Annotated in this window: 19 protein-coding genes; 12 read left to right on the top strand and 7 right to left on the bottom strand. The window is 73.8% G+C overall.

The genetic code is table 11. The features are described from left to right. Positions 1-161 precede the first annotated feature (161 nt). From QUE47_RS05580 to QUE47_RS05570, 3 genes are read left to right on the top strand one after another with little or no spacing between them, the layout of a single operon-like run. Positions 162-458: a WhiB family transcriptional regulator gene (locus QUE47_RS05580; protein ID WP_286218925.1), complete on the top strand. Its 297-nt coding sequence runs from the start codon at positions 162-164 to the stop codon at positions 456-458. A gap of 25 nt (positions 459-483) precedes the next feature. After that, complete coding sequence (locus QUE47_RS05575; RefSeq protein WP_286218924.1) at positions 484-1,581, top strand: glycoside hydrolase family 3 protein; 1,098 nt, start codon at positions 484-486, stop codon at positions 1,579-1,581. Beyond that, positions 1,566-2,921 carry a glycoside hydrolase family 3 C-terminal domain-containing protein gene (locus QUE47_RS05570; protein ID WP_286218923.1) on the top strand — a complete coding sequence of 452 codons (1,356 nt, stop codon included), beginning with the start codon at positions 1,566-1,568 and terminating at the stop codon, positions 2,919-2,921. Before QUE47_RS05575 ends, QUE47_RS05570 begins: the two co-directional genes overlap by 16 nt. A gap of 39 nt (positions 2,922-2,960) precedes the next feature. On the opposite strand, the gene QUE47_RS05565 is transcribed toward QUE47_RS05570, so the two are convergent. From QUE47_RS05565 to QUE47_RS05555, 3 genes are all read right to left on the bottom strand, one after another. After that, positions 2,961-3,626: a DUF5701 family protein gene (locus QUE47_RS05565; RefSeq protein ID WP_286218922.1), complete on the bottom strand. Its 666-nt coding sequence runs from the start codon at positions 3,624-3,626 to the stop codon at positions 2,961-2,963. A 92-nt stretch (positions 3,627-3,718) separates the two neighbouring features. Then, positions 3,719-4,012 (bottom strand): DUF1905 domain-containing protein, encoded by a 294-nt coding sequence (locus QUE47_RS05560; RefSeq protein WP_286218921.1) that lies wholly within the window; start codon positions 4,010-4,012, stop codon positions 3,719-3,721. A gap of 105 nt (positions 4,013-4,117) precedes the next feature. Next, positions 4,118-6,076, bottom strand: coding sequence for a discoidin domain-containing protein (locus QUE47_RS05555; protein WP_286218920.1), 1,959 nt, complete (start codon positions 6,074-6,076; stop codon positions 4,118-4,120). A 236-nt stretch (positions 6,077-6,312) separates the two neighbouring features. Here QUE47_RS05555 and QUE47_RS05550 point away from each other — a divergent pair, with 236 nt between their 5' ends. Together QUE47_RS05550 and QUE47_RS05545 are read left to right on the top strand one after the other, a co-directional pair. Continuing rightward, positions 6,313-6,867, top strand: a complete 555-nt coding sequence (locus tag QUE47_RS05550) for a LacI family DNA-binding transcriptional regulator (protein ID WP_286218919.1) — start codon at positions 6,313-6,315, stop codon at positions 6,865-6,867. Beyond that, positions 6,750-7,340 (top strand): substrate-binding domain-containing protein, encoded by a 591-nt coding sequence (locus QUE47_RS05545; protein WP_286218918.1) that lies wholly within the window; start codon positions 6,750-6,752, stop codon positions 7,338-7,340. Before QUE47_RS05550 ends, QUE47_RS05545 begins: the two co-directional genes overlap by 118 nt. Before the next feature lie 113 nt (positions 7,341-7,453). On the opposite strand, the gene QUE47_RS05540 is transcribed toward QUE47_RS05545, so the two are convergent. Both QUE47_RS05540 and QUE47_RS17360 read right to left on the bottom strand, forming a co-directional pair. After that, positions 7,454-8,092 (bottom strand): fasciclin domain-containing protein, encoded by a 639-nt coding sequence (locus tag QUE47_RS05540; RefSeq protein ID WP_286218917.1) that lies wholly within the window; start codon positions 8,090-8,092, stop codon positions 7,454-7,456. Between the two features lie 131 nt (positions 8,093-8,223). Beyond that, on the bottom strand, positions 8,224-8,340 hold the full coding sequence (locus QUE47_RS17360; RefSeq protein WP_491018454.1) for a DUF8730 family Cys-rich protein: 117 nt from the start codon (positions 8,338-8,340) through the stop codon (positions 8,224-8,226). A gap of 126 nt (positions 8,341-8,466) precedes the next feature. Between QUE47_RS17360 and QUE47_RS05535 the strand changes: the two genes are divergently transcribed. From QUE47_RS05535 to QUE47_RS05510, 6 genes are all read left to right on the top strand, one after another. Continuing rightward, positions 8,467-8,889 (top strand): hypothetical protein, encoded by a 423-nt coding sequence (locus tag QUE47_RS05535; protein WP_286218916.1) that lies wholly within the window; start codon positions 8,467-8,469, stop codon positions 8,887-8,889. 40 nt (positions 8,890-8,929) lie between these two features. Next, a complete protein-coding gene (locus tag QUE47_RS05530) occupies positions 8,930-9,346 on the top strand; it encodes a hypothetical protein (RefSeq protein WP_286218915.1) in 417 nt (138 codons plus the stop codon). Positions 9,347-9,456: 110 nt separating this feature from the next. Further along, positions 9,457-10,611 (top strand): hypothetical protein, encoded by a 1,155-nt coding sequence (locus QUE47_RS05525; RefSeq protein ID WP_286218914.1) that lies wholly within the window; start codon positions 9,457-9,459, stop codon positions 10,609-10,611. Between the two features lie 70 nt (positions 10,612-10,681). Continuing rightward, entirely contained in the window at positions 10,682-11,398 is a 717-nt protein-coding gene (locus tag QUE47_RS05520; protein ID WP_286218913.1) for a class I SAM-dependent methyltransferase, read from the top strand. Positions 11,399-11,465: 67 nt separating this feature from the next. Further along, the gene (locus QUE47_RS05515; RefSeq protein WP_286218912.1) at positions 11,466-12,503 is read left to right on the top strand and encodes a DNA/RNA non-specific endonuclease; all 1,038 of its coding nucleotides are present in this window, start codon (positions 11,466-11,468) and stop codon (positions 12,501-12,503) included. Continuing rightward, positions 12,500-13,312 (top strand): MBL fold metallo-hydrolase, encoded by an 813-nt coding sequence (locus QUE47_RS05510; protein WP_286218911.1) that lies wholly within the window; start codon positions 12,500-12,502, stop codon positions 13,310-13,312. The genes QUE47_RS05515 and QUE47_RS05510 overlap by 4 nt, the downstream gene beginning before the upstream one ends. Before the next feature lie 13 nt (positions 13,313-13,325). On the opposite strand, the gene QUE47_RS05505 is transcribed toward QUE47_RS05510, so the two are convergent. Both QUE47_RS05505 and QUE47_RS05500 read right to left on the bottom strand, forming a co-directional pair. Beyond that, positions 13,326-13,634, bottom strand: a complete 309-nt coding sequence (locus QUE47_RS05505; protein WP_286218910.1) for a hypothetical protein — start codon at positions 13,632-13,634, stop codon at positions 13,326-13,328. Between the two features lie 52 nt (positions 13,635-13,686). Beyond that, positions 13,687-14,304 (bottom strand): DedA family protein, encoded by a 618-nt coding sequence (locus QUE47_RS05500; RefSeq protein ID WP_286218909.1) that lies wholly within the window; start codon positions 14,302-14,304, stop codon positions 13,687-13,689. A 276-nt stretch (positions 14,305-14,580) separates the two neighbouring features. On the opposite strand from QUE47_RS05500, the gene QUE47_RS05495 reads away from it, so the two are divergent. Next, positions 14,581-15,234 (top strand): nucleoside/nucleotide kinase family protein, encoded by a 654-nt coding sequence (locus tag QUE47_RS05495; RefSeq protein ID WP_286218908.1) that lies wholly within the window; start codon positions 14,581-14,583, stop codon positions 15,232-15,234. Positions 15,235-15,251: the final 17 nt, after the last annotated feature.

Below are 15,251 nucleotides of genomic sequence, written 5' to 3'. Positions count from 1 at the left end.
CCAACGGTATCGCCAGCAGGCACGGACCCGCGCGGAAACTTTGTGACGTCTGGTGCATCCGGAGCGGGGGTCGGCTCCGAACCACAGGTACCGGCCGTGCGGGCCGGTCCGTCGGGGAGCACGAGGACCCTGCACGGGACGAGGCGACGGAGGTGGCAGTGGTGCAGATCGGACGCGACGAGGCGCACGCCTCGCTGATGGAGACCCTCGACCGCCTGGAGGGCACGGGATCGCGGATCCCGTGCCGTGCCGGGCCGATCACGAGCTCGACCGTCTGGATCTCCGAGGACCCGGACGACCAGGTGCAGGCGGCACGCCGCTGCGTGGGCTGCCCGGCCCTGGAGCAGTGCGACGCCTACGGACTCACGTTCACCCGTGAGGGTGGCGTGTGGGGTGGTCGGACGGTGGCGGAGCGGCGGCTGGTCGCCCGGCGGATGCGGCGCGCCGCAGCGGCCTGACCCTCACGCGCGCGAGACTGGGGCCATGACCCGTGACCCGATGCCCTGGCACGACACCACGGCGACCCCGGGCGACCGCGCCCGCGCCCTCCTGTCCGTCCTGACCCTCGACGAGAAGCTCGCCCAGCTCGGCAGCTACTGGCAGCAGGAGGCGAGCGGCCCCGACTCGATCGCGGCGGACACCGGAGCGGCGGACGAGCCGGGCGACGTGGCCCCGATGGAGCACGTCTTCGCCGCCGACCGCGGCACCTTCGAGGACGCCGCCGCGCGCGGCCTCGGCCACGTCACCCGGGTCTTCGGCACCAGCAAGGTCGAGGCGTCGGACGGCGTCGCGGAGGTCCGGCGGGTCCAGCGCCACCTGATCGACCACGCGCCGCACGGGATCCCGGCGATCCTGCACGAGGAGTGTCTGACCGGGTTCACCACCTACGGGGCCACGGTCTACCCCGCGGCGATCGCGTGGGGCGCGACCTGGGACCCCGCGCTGATCGAGCGGATGGCCGCGACGATCGGCCGCGACATGCGCTCCGTCGGGGTGCACCAGGGCCTCTCGCCGCTGCTCGACGTCGTCCGCGACTACCGCTGGGGACGCGTCGAGGAGACCATCGGCGAGGACCCGTACCTCGTGGGTTCCCTCGGCACCGCGTACGTGAAGGGGCTGCAGTCCGCGGGGATCGTCGCGACCCTGAAGCACTTCGTCGGGTACTCGGCGTCGCGCGCGGGCCGCAACCACGCCCCGGTCTCGATCGGGCGCCGCGAGCTGGCCGACGTGCTCCTCGCACCGTTCGAGATGGCGGTCCGCGAGGGCGGGGTGCGCTCGGTGATGAACTCGTACTCCGACGTCGACGGCGTCCCCGCGGGCGCGTCGCACGCGCTGCTCACCGAGATCCTGCGCGACGAGTGGGGCTTCGAGGGCACCGTCGTCTCCGACTACTGGGCCGTCGCGTTCCTGGACCTCGTGCACAAGGTCGCCGCGGACCGTGCGCGCTCAGGTGCGCTGGCGCTCGAGGCCGGGATGGATGTCGAGCTCCCCGAGACCGACGGTTTCAGGCGGTTGGGCCCGCTCGTCGAGTCGGGGAGCTCGCCGAGGCCGTCGTCGACCGTTCGGTGCTCCGCGTCCTGACGCAGAAGGCCGAGCTCGGGCTGCTCGACGCCGACCCCGAGCTGGTGCCGGCCGGTCCTGCGGCCGCGGGCGACCCGATCGACCTGGACCCGCCGGCCAACCGTGCGCTGGCCCGCGAGGTCGCGGAGTCCTCGGTGACGCTGCTCGCCAACGACGGCACCCTGCCGCTGGGCCCCGGGCCCTTCGGTCGCAGCGCCGTGCCGACCGACCTGGGCGGCGCGTCGCTCGGCTCCCACCACCCCGGCGAGTCGCGGCGGGTCGCGCTGCTCGGGCCCTGCGCGGCGGAGCCGCGGACGTTCCTCGGCTGCTACTCGTTCCCGAACCACGTGCTGTCCCGGTTCCCGGGCACGGACGACGGGGTCGGGATCCCGTCCCTCCTGGACGCCCTGCGCGGCGAGCTCGCCGGTTCGGAGATCGCGTACGCCCCCGGTGTGCCTGTCCTCGAGCGGGACGCGAGCGGCATCCCCGCCGCCGTCGAGGCCGCCCGTGACGCCGACGTCGCGGTCGTCGCGGTCGGGGACCTCGCGGCGCTGTTCGGTCGCGGGACCTCGGGCGAGGGCTGCGACGCCGAGGACCTGCGGCTGCCGGGGCTCCAGCACGACCTCGTCGAGGCCGTGCTCGCCACCGGGACGCCCGTCGTGCTCGTCGTCGTCTCCGGGCGCCCCTACGCGCTGGGCGGCCTCGCCGAGCGGTGCGCCGCCGTCGTGCAGGCGTTCATGCCGGGGGAGGAGGGCGGCGAGGCGATCGCCCGCGTGCTCTCCGGCGCCGTGAACCCGAGCGGGCGCCTCCCGGTCGGCGTGCCGCGGACGTCGGGCGGGCAGCCGGGCACGTACCTCGCTCCCGTCCTCGGGCGCTTCAGCGACGGCGTCTCGAACCTCGACCCGACACCGCTGTACCCGTTCGGGCACGGGATCTCGTACGCCCGCTTCGAGTACGAGGATCTCGAGCTCTCGGCGGCGTCCGTCCCGGCGGACGGCTCGCTCACGGCGAGCGTCCGCGTCGCGAACTCCGGCGAGCGCGACGGCGTCGAGACGGTCCAGCTCTACCTGTCGGACGACGTCGCGCAGGTCGTGCAGCCCGTCCGGCGGCTGGTCGGTTTCGCCCGGGTGCCGCTCGCCGCCGGGGAGGCCGCCACGGTGACCTTCACGCTGCACGCGGACCGGACGGCGTTCACCGGGGTCGAGGGTCGCCGCGTGGTCGAGCCGGGGTGGTTCGGGCTCGGCGCTGGACGGTCCAGCGAGGACCTGCCCGCTGCGGCGCGGTTCGAGATCACCGGGGAGCCGCGGTTCGTGGACCGGGGTCGCGTGCTGACGACCCCGGTCACGATCTCGCGAGGCTGACGGCCGGGCCCGGCGCGGTATCTCTGGCCGGCGTCGGCGTCAGCGGCGTCCAGCGCCGGAGGCGAAGCCGAGCCACGTGTGCCGGTTGCCGGCCCAGCACCAGCCGACCTTCGGCGCACCGCGGTTCCCGCGCCCGTCCCGACCGGTCCCGTTGGAGATCCACAGGGCCGGGGTCCTCGCGTCGAGCCTCCCGTTCGCCCTGCGCAGGCGCGACCCGATGGTCATGAAGCAGTGGTTGCGCTCGACGACCCCCGGCACCTGCAGCGCCCAGTGGATCCCCTCGGAGACCGTGAGCGGGGTGCGGCCGGCAGAGGTGATCGCTGGGAGCGCCTCGTCGGGCGACCAGTTGCTCATCTCGTCCCCGCGGTCCGGGGCGTCGACGACGTAGAGCGGCTGGTCGGGCACCGTGACGCCCTCGATCGGCGCGAACGCGTCGAGGTCCGTCATGTCCACGACGACGAAGCCCGGCGTGTCGCCGAGCCGCAGGAGGGACGCGAGGGCGGACGGCGGCGCGAGGCCCGGGTCGACGACGAGCAGCTGCTGCCGGCTCGGGTCGGTCCCGGGCGCACCGGCGGCGAGCGCCGCCGCGCGGTCGAGGAACGTCGCGGGCGCGAGTCCCGCGATCGTCGGGAGCCCGAGGTCGATCAGGCGTCGGGCCTGGTCGACGAGCGGGGGAAGGGCGGGGACGGCGTCCGACGTGGTCAAGGCGCTCCTGTGCTCGGGTGCGCCCGGCGGTGCTCCGCCGGGGACGTCGCAACGCCGCTCGCGCCGCGTCTATTCCAGGGGCTCGGGGCCGGTCAGAGGTCGACCGGACGCAGCTCGACCGCGATGCGGTCGCCGGGGCCCACGTCCTCCGCCGTCCGTACCGACTTCTTCAGCGGCAGGACGTAGGTGCCGTCCGCGGACTGGGGGAACACCGACGTCCGCCACGTGGAGCCGCCGACGGTCGCCTCGACCTTGATCGACCCGAAGCCCTTGGGCGGCAGCGGGAGGTCGCGCAGGGCGTCCGCCTCGTTCTCGGGGACGGTGACGAAGTACCAGGAGGTACGGGACTCCCACTCCCAGATCTCTCCCTCGAAGCGCAGCCGCATACGTCGACCTTAGCGAGGGGCGGGGGTCGTCCGCCTGCGCACGCCGAGCATGCGATCCGCCAGGCGTGTCGACACCTGGCGGATCACATGCTCGGCAGGGGAGGGCTACCGGTAGAGCCGCACGTCCGCGATCGACCACCAGTTGCCGGCCGACCCGGTCGAGCTGATCCGGATGTGCTTGGCGGCGACCGTGCGACCCTCGACCACGGTCAGCTGACCCGTGCCCTCGCCGGAGCCGAACGTGCGCCAGTGCTTCCCGTCGACGCTCGTCTCGACCTTCCAGGACCGCGCGTAGTCGCCGAGGTTGCCGCCCGAGTCGAGGTGCAGCTCGTCGAACGCCCGTGCGCGGTCGAGGTCGATCTGGAGGTGCTGCCCGGGCTCCTGGCCGGCGCCGCTGGACCAGCGGCTCGACGCGAGCGGGTCGATCGCGAGACCGGCGTCGCCGGGGTTGTTCGTGGCGGTCGCGGTGGCGCCGTCGATCGGGACCTCGGTCGGGCTGTCCTTCTTGGCGTCGAGGCCGTCCCAGACGAACGTGGCGAGCGCGCTGCCCGGCATCTCGTACTCGACGACGTGGTCACCGACCGCGATCGCCATGCCGCGAGGGTCGTCGTTCTGGTTGTGCACGACCAGCACGGTCGAGCCGTCGGGGTTGTGGAACGCCACGTTGCTGAGCTGGCCGTTCCAGCCGGTCTCACCGAAGTTCGTGCTCGCGACGCGCTCGGCGCCCGGCTTCACGAACTTCGAGAGGTGGCCGATCGTGTAGTACTCGGCGTCGGTGCGGACCTCGCCGTCGTCCGTCACCGTGACGAGGCCGGTGCAGGTGTCGCAGCCGCCGAGGTGCGGGCCGCCGTCCTCCCTCAGCGCGATGTTCCAGTTCACGACCGACCTGGCCCAGTTCGTCGTGGTCCCCACGGCGATCGTGCGGGCGTGCCACTTGAGCGTCTCGCGGAACACGTCGGCGGGGGCGTCGTCGGGCCCGTGCGAGCCGGAGCACTCCGTGAACCAGATGTCCTTGCTCGGGTACTTCTCCTTGAGCGCGGTCTGCGCGCTCGGGTCGCCGTAGTAGCAGTGGAACGCCGTGCCGGCGACCCACCTCGCGGCGTCGCTGTCGAGGATGTCGGAGACGTAGTCGGGCTCCGGGTCCTGCCCCTCCGGGAGGTTCTCGAGGTCGTTCGGGTGCGTCGCCCAGTTGTGGTCGTAGCCGAGGATCCGCGTGTCGAGCTTCGCCTTCTTGAGCTTCGGCCCCAGCGCCTCGATGACCTTGATCTGCTGGTCGACACCCATGTCCGTGCCGGGATAGCCGTCGGGGGTGCGGTTCTGCGGCTCGTTCTGCACCGTCAGGAGATCGACGGGCACGCCCGCGGCCTCGTACGCCTCGACGAACTTCACGAGGTAGCGGGCGTAGGCGTCGTAGTACCGCGGCTCGTCGATGAGCCTGCCGCCGACCATCGAGCCCTCGGTCTTCATCCAGGCGGGCGGGCTCCACGGCGTCGCGAGCACCGTGATGTCGGGGTTCAGCTCGAGCGCCTCGCGCAGCAGCGGCAGGATCTCCCGCTCGTCGTGGGCGATGCTGAAGTGCTCGAGACCGAAGTCGGTCTCGCCCGCCGGGACGTCGTCGAGGCTGTAGTGCTCGTCCTCGGCCGTGAAGTCGGACGAGCCGATCGGCTGCCGCAGGAAGGACACGCCGATCCCGTCCTCGGGGTCGAAGAGCTTGCGCATCGTCTCGTCGCGCTGCGCCGCGGGCAGGTCCATGAGGACGCTCGCCGACGAGTCCGTGATCGAGGCCCCGAACCCGTCCATGGTCTGGAACGTCTGCTTCGGGTCGACGGTGATGGTGGTCAGGTCGGAGCGGCCCGTCGAGAACTCGATCGGGTCCCGCTCCTGGAGCAGCTCTGCCCGGTCGCGGGTGGTCATGAAGACCTGGACCTCGCTCGGGTCGGTGTCCTGGTGCCCGCCGGCGGCGGCAGGCGTGCCGGCCGCCGCCGCCAGCCCGACCGCGAGTGCGGTCGCCGTCGTGCCGGCGATCAGGGATCGTCGTCTCATCGTGTACTCCTCGTCGAGCATCGTTGCCTGCGTGACCGCGCGGCCGCCGTCGGCCGCCGGTGTGGAACAAATGAAACAATGTGGTATGTTCCTGTAACGAGTAGCAGACCAAGTCGACGTCACCCCTGTCAAGAGCATGGGTGTCCGACGGCGTCGCCGACGCGGGCGCAGCGGCTCCCGTCGGTCGGTGGTCGGCAGTCGATGGTCGGCACGTAGAGCCGGGGCCGCTGGGGTCTGCACGGACGACAGGGAGAGTCATGGAGCCAGAGCGCCGATCCACGGTCCGCGATGTCGCGGCGCAGGTCGGGGTCTCGATCGCGACCGTGTCCCGGGTCCTCAACGGCGCCGACACGGTAGCGCCCGAGACGCGCGACCGCGTGCTCGCGGCGGTCGAGCAGCTGGGCCAGGGAGCCCCGGCGCCGCGGCGCCGGCGCGAGGCACCGGCGGGCGCGGTGTACGTGCGTTGCCCGTACGTGCTCAGCGACTACTTCGGCCTCATCGTCTCCTCGGTCGTCGAGACGGCGGAGCACGCCGGTCGTCCCGTCCTGCTCGACGCGGGGGAGTCGGCGCAGCGCGAGCGCCCGCTCGACGGGCTCCCGGAGCGGGGCGACGTGGCGGGCGCGATCTGCATCCTGCCCCCGAGTCGCCCCAGGAGCTGGCGGCCCTGCGCGAGCGCGGCTTCCCGCTGGTCGTCGTGGATCCGCGCACGCGGCTGCTGCCCGACATCGCGTCGGTCTCGGCGGCGAACCTCTCGGGGGCGCGGCAGGTCACGGAGCACCTCACCGCGCTCGGGCACCGACAGATCGGCGTGATCGGTGGGCCCGAGGACTGGAGCGCCAGCGCCGACCGGGACGCCGGGCACGCGGCGGCGGCGGTCGCCGTAGGTGTCATGCCGACGTCGGAGCTGCAGCGGCACGTCGAGCCGACGGTCGAGGACGGGCGCCTCGCGGCGGGCGAGCTGCTCGACCTCGCGGACCGGCCGACGGCGCTGGTCTGCTTCAACGACAAGATCGCGCTCGGTGCCCTGCGGGCGGCGGCGGAGCGCGGTCTGCGCGTCCCCGACGACCTCTCCGTCACGGGGTTCGACGACAGCGACGTGAGCCGCGCGACCACCCCGAGGCTGACCACGGTGCGCCAGCCCCTCGAGGAGATGGGCCGCATCGCGGTCGGGCTCCTGCTGCGGCTCCTCGACGGCCGCAAGGTCGAGGAGCTCCACGTGTCGTTGGCGACCAGGCTGGTCGTGGGCGGGTCCACGGCGCCGGCACCGCGCGGACCAGCACGCTGACGGCGCTGCACCAACCGGAGATGTTCCGGCCCCGACCGGCCCCGATCGGCGCCGAGCGCGCGATCGGTCAGGTGGTCCGAGGGGTCTGACCGATCGCGTGCCCGGCGGGGGCCTCAGAGGTCCAGCGGCCGCAGGACGGCGGTGATCCCGTGGGCGATCTGCGCGTTGCCCTCGTTGATGTCGAGCTTCGAGCGGACGAGGAACGGGTCGAAGTCGTTGCGGTCCTTGTCCTTGAGCCGGACGATCGCGCGCTTCTTCGACAGGACGTCGACCGTGAACGTCCCGCCCTGCGCGGTGGTGAGGGCGGCGCCGTCCGACGCCAGGGCCGTGGCGGAGTCGATCGTCGCTCCCGGCACCACGTGGTAGAGCAGGACCTGCTCGACGGCGTCGATGCCGACCTTCGTCGCGATCGCGGTGAGCACCTGCTCCTCGGAGCGGTACCAGCGGCGGTCGAGGTCCAGCGCGAGCCACTGGAACGCGCGGTCGTTCGGCAGGAACGCCGTCAGCGGCACGGTCCCGTCCGCGAGGACCGCCACGGGGCTGTCGGGCTTCGCCGCGAGGACGGCGGCGACGGCCTGGTCGAGGATGTCGTAGTCGTACCAGTTGCGGTCGAACGTGTCGCCGTCGGAGGCGAGCACCTCGGCGAGGCTGGTGGTGCCGGTGGGGGCGGCGTGCGCGGCGGGCGCCACCGCGAGGCCGAGGCCCGTGACGAGTGCGGTGCCTGCTGCCCAGGCCGTACGTCGGAACGTCATCGTCGACTCCTTGCGTCTGAACCGTGACGACCGCGTCGGGGACGCCGTCGTCCGGCACCCGGCGGGTGCCTCGGTCCGTTCTTCGGGCGCAGGAGGCGGATCGGATGCAGCGGGTCAGCAGGAGCCGGGAGTCACGCGCAGGTGCAGCGGTCCTCCGCGGCGACGCCGGCGAGCGCCTCCTCGATGTGCAGACCGCATCCGGTCCACGTGGTCTTGCCGCAACGGGGGCAACGGGCGGGGCTGCACATGTGGCTCTCCTGGATCGACGTCCGTCCAGGGTAGACGGCGAGCGACCGGGAAACGTACGCGACGTCACCATAAACTCACGGTGCGAAAAGTACCCGAGCACTCGTTTCTTCTGACAGAATGGTGTCATGACCGTAGAGAACTCAGAGACCACCCCCGGGGGCAAGCTCGGCCGCGCCTTCCAGGACCGGCTGAACGCCCTCTTCGCCGTCCGCGCCGAGGCGGGACGCAAGGTCACCAACCGTGAGGTCGCGGAGTGGATGACCGCTCACGGCTACGCCGTCAAGGACGCCTACCTGTCCGCCCTGCGCGGCGGGCACCGCACGTCGCCGTCGTTCCGCGTCATCGAGGGGCTCGCCGCCTACTTCGAGGTCGACCCGCGCGAGCTGCTCGGCAACGACGAGAGCGCCGAGCCGATCGCCGACGTCGTCGCGCGCGCCGGGGTCGAGAAGGTGGCGCTCCGCGCCGAGGGCCTGTCGCCCGAGTCGCTCGCCGCCGTGAGCGCCTTCATGGACCACCTGCGCGCACAGAGCAAGCTCCCCTCGGTCTGACGAGCGCGGTCGCCATGACCCCTCGCAGCGCCGGCCACCGATGAGCCCCGACCGGTACCGCGACGTCCTCGCGGCGCACGGTCTCGACCGGGTGCCGTCGCTCGACGCCGCGATCGAGGTCGTCGCCGGTCTCCGGGGTCGGCCGGTCGAGGTCGGAGCGGCCGACCTCGGCGACTCGGTCTGGGGCATGTGGCTCGGCCTCCCGGAGTCCGACCAGATCGTCGTCAACACGTCGTCGATCGTCTCGGACCGCCACCGCGAGCACGTGGTCGCGCACGAGCTCATGCACGTGCTCGACGCGCACATCGACCCCGAGCGCGCCGGGACCTGCGCCATGCGCACCCACTTCGACGACCCGACCGAGCGCCGCGTCGAGGTGCTCGCGTCGGAGCTCATGCTCGTCATCAGCGCCCATCGGGGTCTGCGCGGACGGCTTGACTCCTTCCTGCGGCCCTGAGGCGCGTTCGAACCTGAGGTGCGCCCGGCGCTGAGCCTCTGCGGGCCGCACAGTAGTCCCGGTCCGCGCCCGCCCGCCCGCACGGCCGCGCCTCGTGGCACCCTCGTGCTGTGGAGGACGTGATCGCGGCCCTGGACCCCCTGGTGGGTGTGGTCCTGATCGTCGGCGTGCTCACGTGGGTCGCCGTCCGTCGTCGCTACCTGATCCAGCCCGACGGCGCGCTGGTGGCCGGGGTCGTGCTCGTCGTCCTCGCCGCCGAGATGCGGCGTCCCTACGTCCCGGAGCTCCTCGGGGTGGAGCGCACGGGCGTCGAGGAGCTCGTCAAGCACGTGCTCCTCGTCGCGGGCTGTCTGTGCCTCGCGACGTACGTCCCGGCACTGAACCGCGGGCGCCGGGTCGACTACGTCCGGCTCGCGATCACCGTGGTGGTCGGCGTCGCGGTCCTCGTCGTGTGCTTCTGGCTCAACGGTCCCTGGGAGCCGATCGACCTGACCCTCCAGGCGGGCGGGCGCTGGGGGATGATCCCCTACTGGACGGTCCTCTACGGGTCGGTCGTGCTCGCCGCCGCGAGGTTCGTCCACGCCTGCCTGCGCGGCCGCCGCTACGTGCCGCGCCGGCGTCGGTGGGGCGCCGACACCGCGATCGTCGGGGCGTGCCTCGCGGTGCTGTGGGCACTGCTCTCCGCCCTCCAGGTCAATTCGAGCTGGACGCTGCCGGCGGTGACCCCCGAGTTCGACGCAGCACTCGACCTCCTCGTCGTCTTCTCCACGGGTCTCGTGGTCGTCGGGATCGGTGGCCACCTCGCGCACGGAGCCCTGGAGCGCCGCGCCAACCGGACCCAGCTCGCGCGCTTCCACGGACGCCTCATGGAGCTCGTCCCGGAGGCGCGGCTCGCCGCCCCCGGCACCCGGGTGGCCGACTACCACCGGGACGTCGAGATCTCCGACGTCCTGTCGAGCCTGCGGCGCCACTCGTCGCGGGCCGACCGCCACTCCCTGCGTCGCGTCGCCCCGTGGAGCGTCTCGGCGCGGCGGATGCTGCGGGTCGAGCTCGCCGCGGACCGCCGCATGGAGGACCTCGTCCCGGGTGACCCGGAGCGCTGGCGGTGGGCCGCCAACGACCGCGCCCTCGCGAAGGCCGGCCGGTACCTGGGTTCCGCCAGGTATCCGCAGGCGCTCGAGCGCGTGCTCGCCCCCGCGCCCGACCTGGACCCGGAACTGGGATCGGATCCGGACCGGTCACCGCCTTCGGACGGCGGCGCGTAGGCCCGGCGGACTTCTTGCGTATGGCGCACGAGGCTCCCGTGGGGGCCGACCCGAGGTGGAGACTGGGGACATGACCCCGGACGTCGGCCATCAGGCCCATGAGACCACCGGCGCCACCACCGACGCCACCGCGCACCACGACATCCCAGGCGGAGGCTCCCCGTTCGACCGGCCCCGGTGGGACCAGGCGTTCTGGGACGAGCGGTACGCGGAGCAGGCGAGGATCTGGAGCGGCGAGCCCAACGCCGCCCTGGTGCGCGAGGTCGCCGCGCTGTCGCCCGGGCGCGCGCTCGATCTCGGCTGCGGCGAGGGCGGGGACGTGATCTGGCTGGCCCGTCGCGGGTGGTCGGTGACGGGCGTGGACATCTCGCAGGTCGCGCTGGACCGCGCCGCGACCCACGCGGCGGAGGCGGGCGTCGAGGTCCGCCTCGAACGCCACACGCTCGGGGAGACGTTCCCCGCCGGGGCGTTCGACCTCGTCAGCGCCCAGTTCTTCTACGTCGACGAGGACTCGGACCGGGACGCGGTGCTGCGCCGCGCGGCGGCGTCGGTCGTCCCTGGTGGGGTGCTGCTCGTCGTCGGGCACGGACCGTTCCCTGACTGGTTGGAGAACCCGCCGGACATCGACATGCCGACGGCCGCCGAGGCGCTGGCGGGGCTCGCCCTGCCCGAGGACGCCTGGGAGACCCTGCGCTGCCTCGACCACGAGGACGAGGTCTCACCGGGGCCCGACGGCGAGCCGCGGACCCGGCTGAACAACACGCTCATGCTGCGCCGCCGGCCCTGACAGTCCGCGACGGCCGGCGCTGCGCCCACGGCGCGCGACGTCGTCCGGCACGTGCTTGGCTCGTCGCGTGAGCCACGAGACCCCGCCCGGCGACACCGCGACAGACGTCGGTGCAGGCCACGACCGCACGTTCCTCGGGCCCGACGTCCCGCTCCCGGCCGCGACCCAGCCGGTCCGCGAGCTGCCGTCGACGCACTTCACGGTGCTGCTCGACCCGGTGCGTCGCCTCGCCGCCGCGACCGTGGTGGACGTCGACGGCGCCGACCTCGTCGACGTGCCGCGCGGCGACGACTGGCACCTCGACCCCCGCGTCGCCGCGAGCGACCAGGCCGGGCCCGAGCTGTACGCGCGCAACGACCTCGACCGCGGGCACCTCGTGCGACGCCGTGACCCGTGCTGGGGGCCTGGGGCGGTGGCCGAGCGCGCGAACCGCGAGACGTTCGCCTACCCCAACGCTGCCCCGCAGGCGTCGGGGTTCAACCAGTCCAAGGAGCTGTGGGTCGGGCTCGAGGACCACGTGCTCGAGCACGCGCGCACCTACCGCCGGCGTCTCGTGGTCGAGACCGGGCCCGTCCTCGCGCCGGACGACCCCGTCTACCGCGGCATCGCGATCCCGCGCCGGTTCTGGAAGGTGGTCGCCTGGGCTGTCCCCGACGACCTGCCGGACGACGGCGACGGGTCCGGCGGTCCCGGCGGCTCGGGTGGCGGGTCGGGTGAGGGGCCGCTGCGGCTCGCCGCCACGGCCTTCGTGCTCGACCAGTCCCCGCTGCTCGACCTGGACGACCCGGACGCCTCCGCCCGCGCGGCCCGCCGGGCGACCGCTGCGGCGCTCGCGGCCGGTGACCCGCCGCCGCTCGGTCCGTTCCGCACGTTCCAGGTGCCGGTCGGCGACGTCGAGCGGCTCACCGCCCTCGACCTCGGGCCGCTCGCCGCAGCCGACGTCCTCGCCCCGGTCGGCGCGCCGCTCGCCGGGGCCGGCCCCGCGGTCCCCGAGGCGGGCGCGGCGGGCGAGGCGTGGGTCGCGCTGGCGGTGCCGGGCGACGTGCGGCTGGACGACGGGCGTCTGGACGACGACCGGCCGGACGACGGGCGGGCCGACCGGTGACGTCGATCTGCGCGACCTGCGCCGTCGAGCACGCGGATCGTCCCGAGGTCTGCGCGATCTGTGCGGACGAGCGGCAGTACGTCCCAGCCGGCGGGCAGGTGTGGACGTCGCTCGCCGTTCTCGCCGCCGACGGCTGCACCGCGGAGATCGCCGAGCTCGAGCCGGACCTGTTCGCCGTCACCACGTCGCCGGGCGTCGGGATCGGGCAGACCGCCAAGCTGGTGCGGACCCGCCAGGGCTGCGTGCTCTTCGACCCGGTCGGGTTCGTGGACGACGACGTCGCGGCCCGCGTGCGCGCGCTCGGCGAGGTCGTCGCGATCGTCCCCAGCCACCCGCACATGTTCGGGGTCCAGGTCGAGTGGAGCCGGCGGCTCGGTGGCGTCCCGGTGCTGGTCGCCGAGGCGGACGCCGGGTGGGTGGCACGTCCCGACCCGTCGATCGAGACGTGGACCGGCGACCGGGAACTGCTGCCCGGGGTGACGATCACGCAGCCCGGCGGCCACTTCCCGGGGTCTGCCGTGCTGCACTGGGCCGCAGGGGCCGAGGGGCGTGGCGTCCTGCTCGCCGGTGACACGATCATGGCGAACCCGGACCGCACGTCGGTGAGCTTCATGCGCAGCTACCCGAACCGCATCCCGCTCTCCGGCGCTGTCGCGCAGCGGGTCGCCGCGCACGTCGTACGGTTCACGTTCGACCGGCTGTACAACAACTTCGAGGGGGTCGTACCGACCGGGGCGAGGGACGCCGTCCTACGCTCCGCGGAGCGGCACGCCGCGTGGACGAACGGCGACAACGACCACCTGACGTGAGTCGGCGGCTGGCTCAGAACGCCCCGCCGGGCGTGTTCTGGCTCGCGCGGATCGAGGCCGCGGTCTCGCCGTGGACGCGGGCGCGCTGCGCGGCGTCCTCGGCGTCGGCCGTGTCCTTGCGGCCGGCAGGCCCGGACGTCGAGGAGGCCCGTCCCCGGACGAACGCCGACGCGAGGGCGCTGACGAGCAGCGCCGCGAGCAGCACCCACCAGATGACCAGCAGGGCGCTGCGCGCGCTCGAATCGTCCATCGGCACGGCGATGATCGGCAGCGCGACGGCGGCGACCGCCCCGACCGCCAACGTCCATGTCGTCCAGCGCACGGCTCGTCCTTCCTCGGGTGTCCGGGCGCCGTGCCCGGGACCTGTTCGGAGCCTAGACCGCGAGCTGCGGGACGGCGCGGCGCCGGCGTCGGCGGATGGTCCACCAGACCACGGTCGCCAGCGCGCCGAGCACGGCCACGGCGACGACCAGCGGGCCGAGGGCCGGGTGGAAGCGCGAGAGGCTGGCCCCGGCGAAGTACCCGAGCGCGAGGGTGACGGCGGCCCACGCGCTCGTGCCGAACGTCGTGAACACGACGAACTGCCGGAACCCCATGGTCGAGATCCCGGCGAGCGCGGGCATCATCGCCCGGAAGAACGTCACGAACTGCCCGACGACGAGCGCCGTCCGGGCCCGCTTCTCGAGGGTGCGGTTCATCCAGGAGACCTGCCGTTCGTGCGACCGCAGCAGCCGTGACCGCAGGAGCCGCGGGCCGGCCCGGCGCCCGACGACGAAGCCGACGATGCTGCCGCCCAGCGCGCACCCGGCGACGACGACGAACAGGACCCAGACCGGTACGACGCCCTGGCTCGCCAGGATCCCGCCGACGATCACGAAGGTCTCGGCGGGCAGGAAGAACCCGAGGAACACGGCGGCCTCGAGGAACACGACCGCGGCGATGGTGAGGCACACGGCGACCGCGGACAGCGACATGAGCCACTCGCCTGTCACGTGTCCCGCCCTCCTGCATCGGGTGCCCGGGGCGCCGACGCGCGTCGTCGCGCGCCATTCTTCCCCGGGGTGGTGTCGGACGGCGAATCCCGGCGCTGCGGTCGGGTCGCCGTGAGGCGGCTGGACAGTCGTGAGCGGCGGGCCGACGATGGGGTGGGTTCGGGTCGCGGGGGAGAGGAGGCCGGAGATGATCGAGCTCGACAGGACCGGCCCCTCGCGCGTCGTGGGCCTCCAGGCGGTCACGTCCCGTCGGGCGGGGGCATAGTCCCCGAGCCCGTGAGCCGCGACGTGCTGGTCGAGCGGCTCGTGGGGCTGATCGACACGGGTGCTGCGCGGGCCGGGGCGGCGAGATCGGACCGGGAGCGGGCGCCGGCGGCGCTGCGCGTCCTGCTCGACGGGCACCCGACGACCGGGCACGGCGCCCTCGCGGACCTGCTGGTCGACCCGCTGCGCGTGCTCGGGCGCCCGGCGGTCCGGGTGAGCACCGACGACTTCCTGCGCCCCGCGTCCTTGCGGCTCGAGCACGGTCGCCAGGACCCGGACGCCCTGCTGGACGACCGTGTCGACGTCGGCGCCCTCGAGCGCGAGGTCCTGCGTCCCCTCGGTCCGGGCGGCTCCGGCCGCTACCTGCCGACCCTGCGGGACCCCCGCACCGACCGGTCGACGCGGGCCGGCTACGTCGAGGCAGCACCGGGAACCGTCCTGCTCCTCGACGGTGCGCTCGCTCTCGGCCTGGGCCTCCCGGTCGACCTCACCGTCCACCTCGCGATCCGGGACGCGACGATCGGACGCCGCACCGCGCCGTCCGACGCCTGGGCGCTGCCCGCCTGGGCGAGGTACCGGCGGGAGGTCGACCCGGAGGGGACGGCGGATGTCGTCGTGCGCGTCGACCACGCGGACCGGCCCGCGCTGGTGGTCCGCCGCGCCTGAGCGGCGCTGCGGCGGGC

This window comes from Paraoerskovia sediminicola (assembly GCF_030296575.1).
GTDB classification, from domain to species: Bacteria; Actinomycetota; Actinomycetes; order Actinomycetales; family Cellulomonadaceae; genus Paraoerskovia; species Paraoerskovia sediminicola.
The sequence above is the reverse complement of the archived record's forward strand: the minus strand, read 5'-3'. Positions and strand labels throughout refer to the sequence as shown.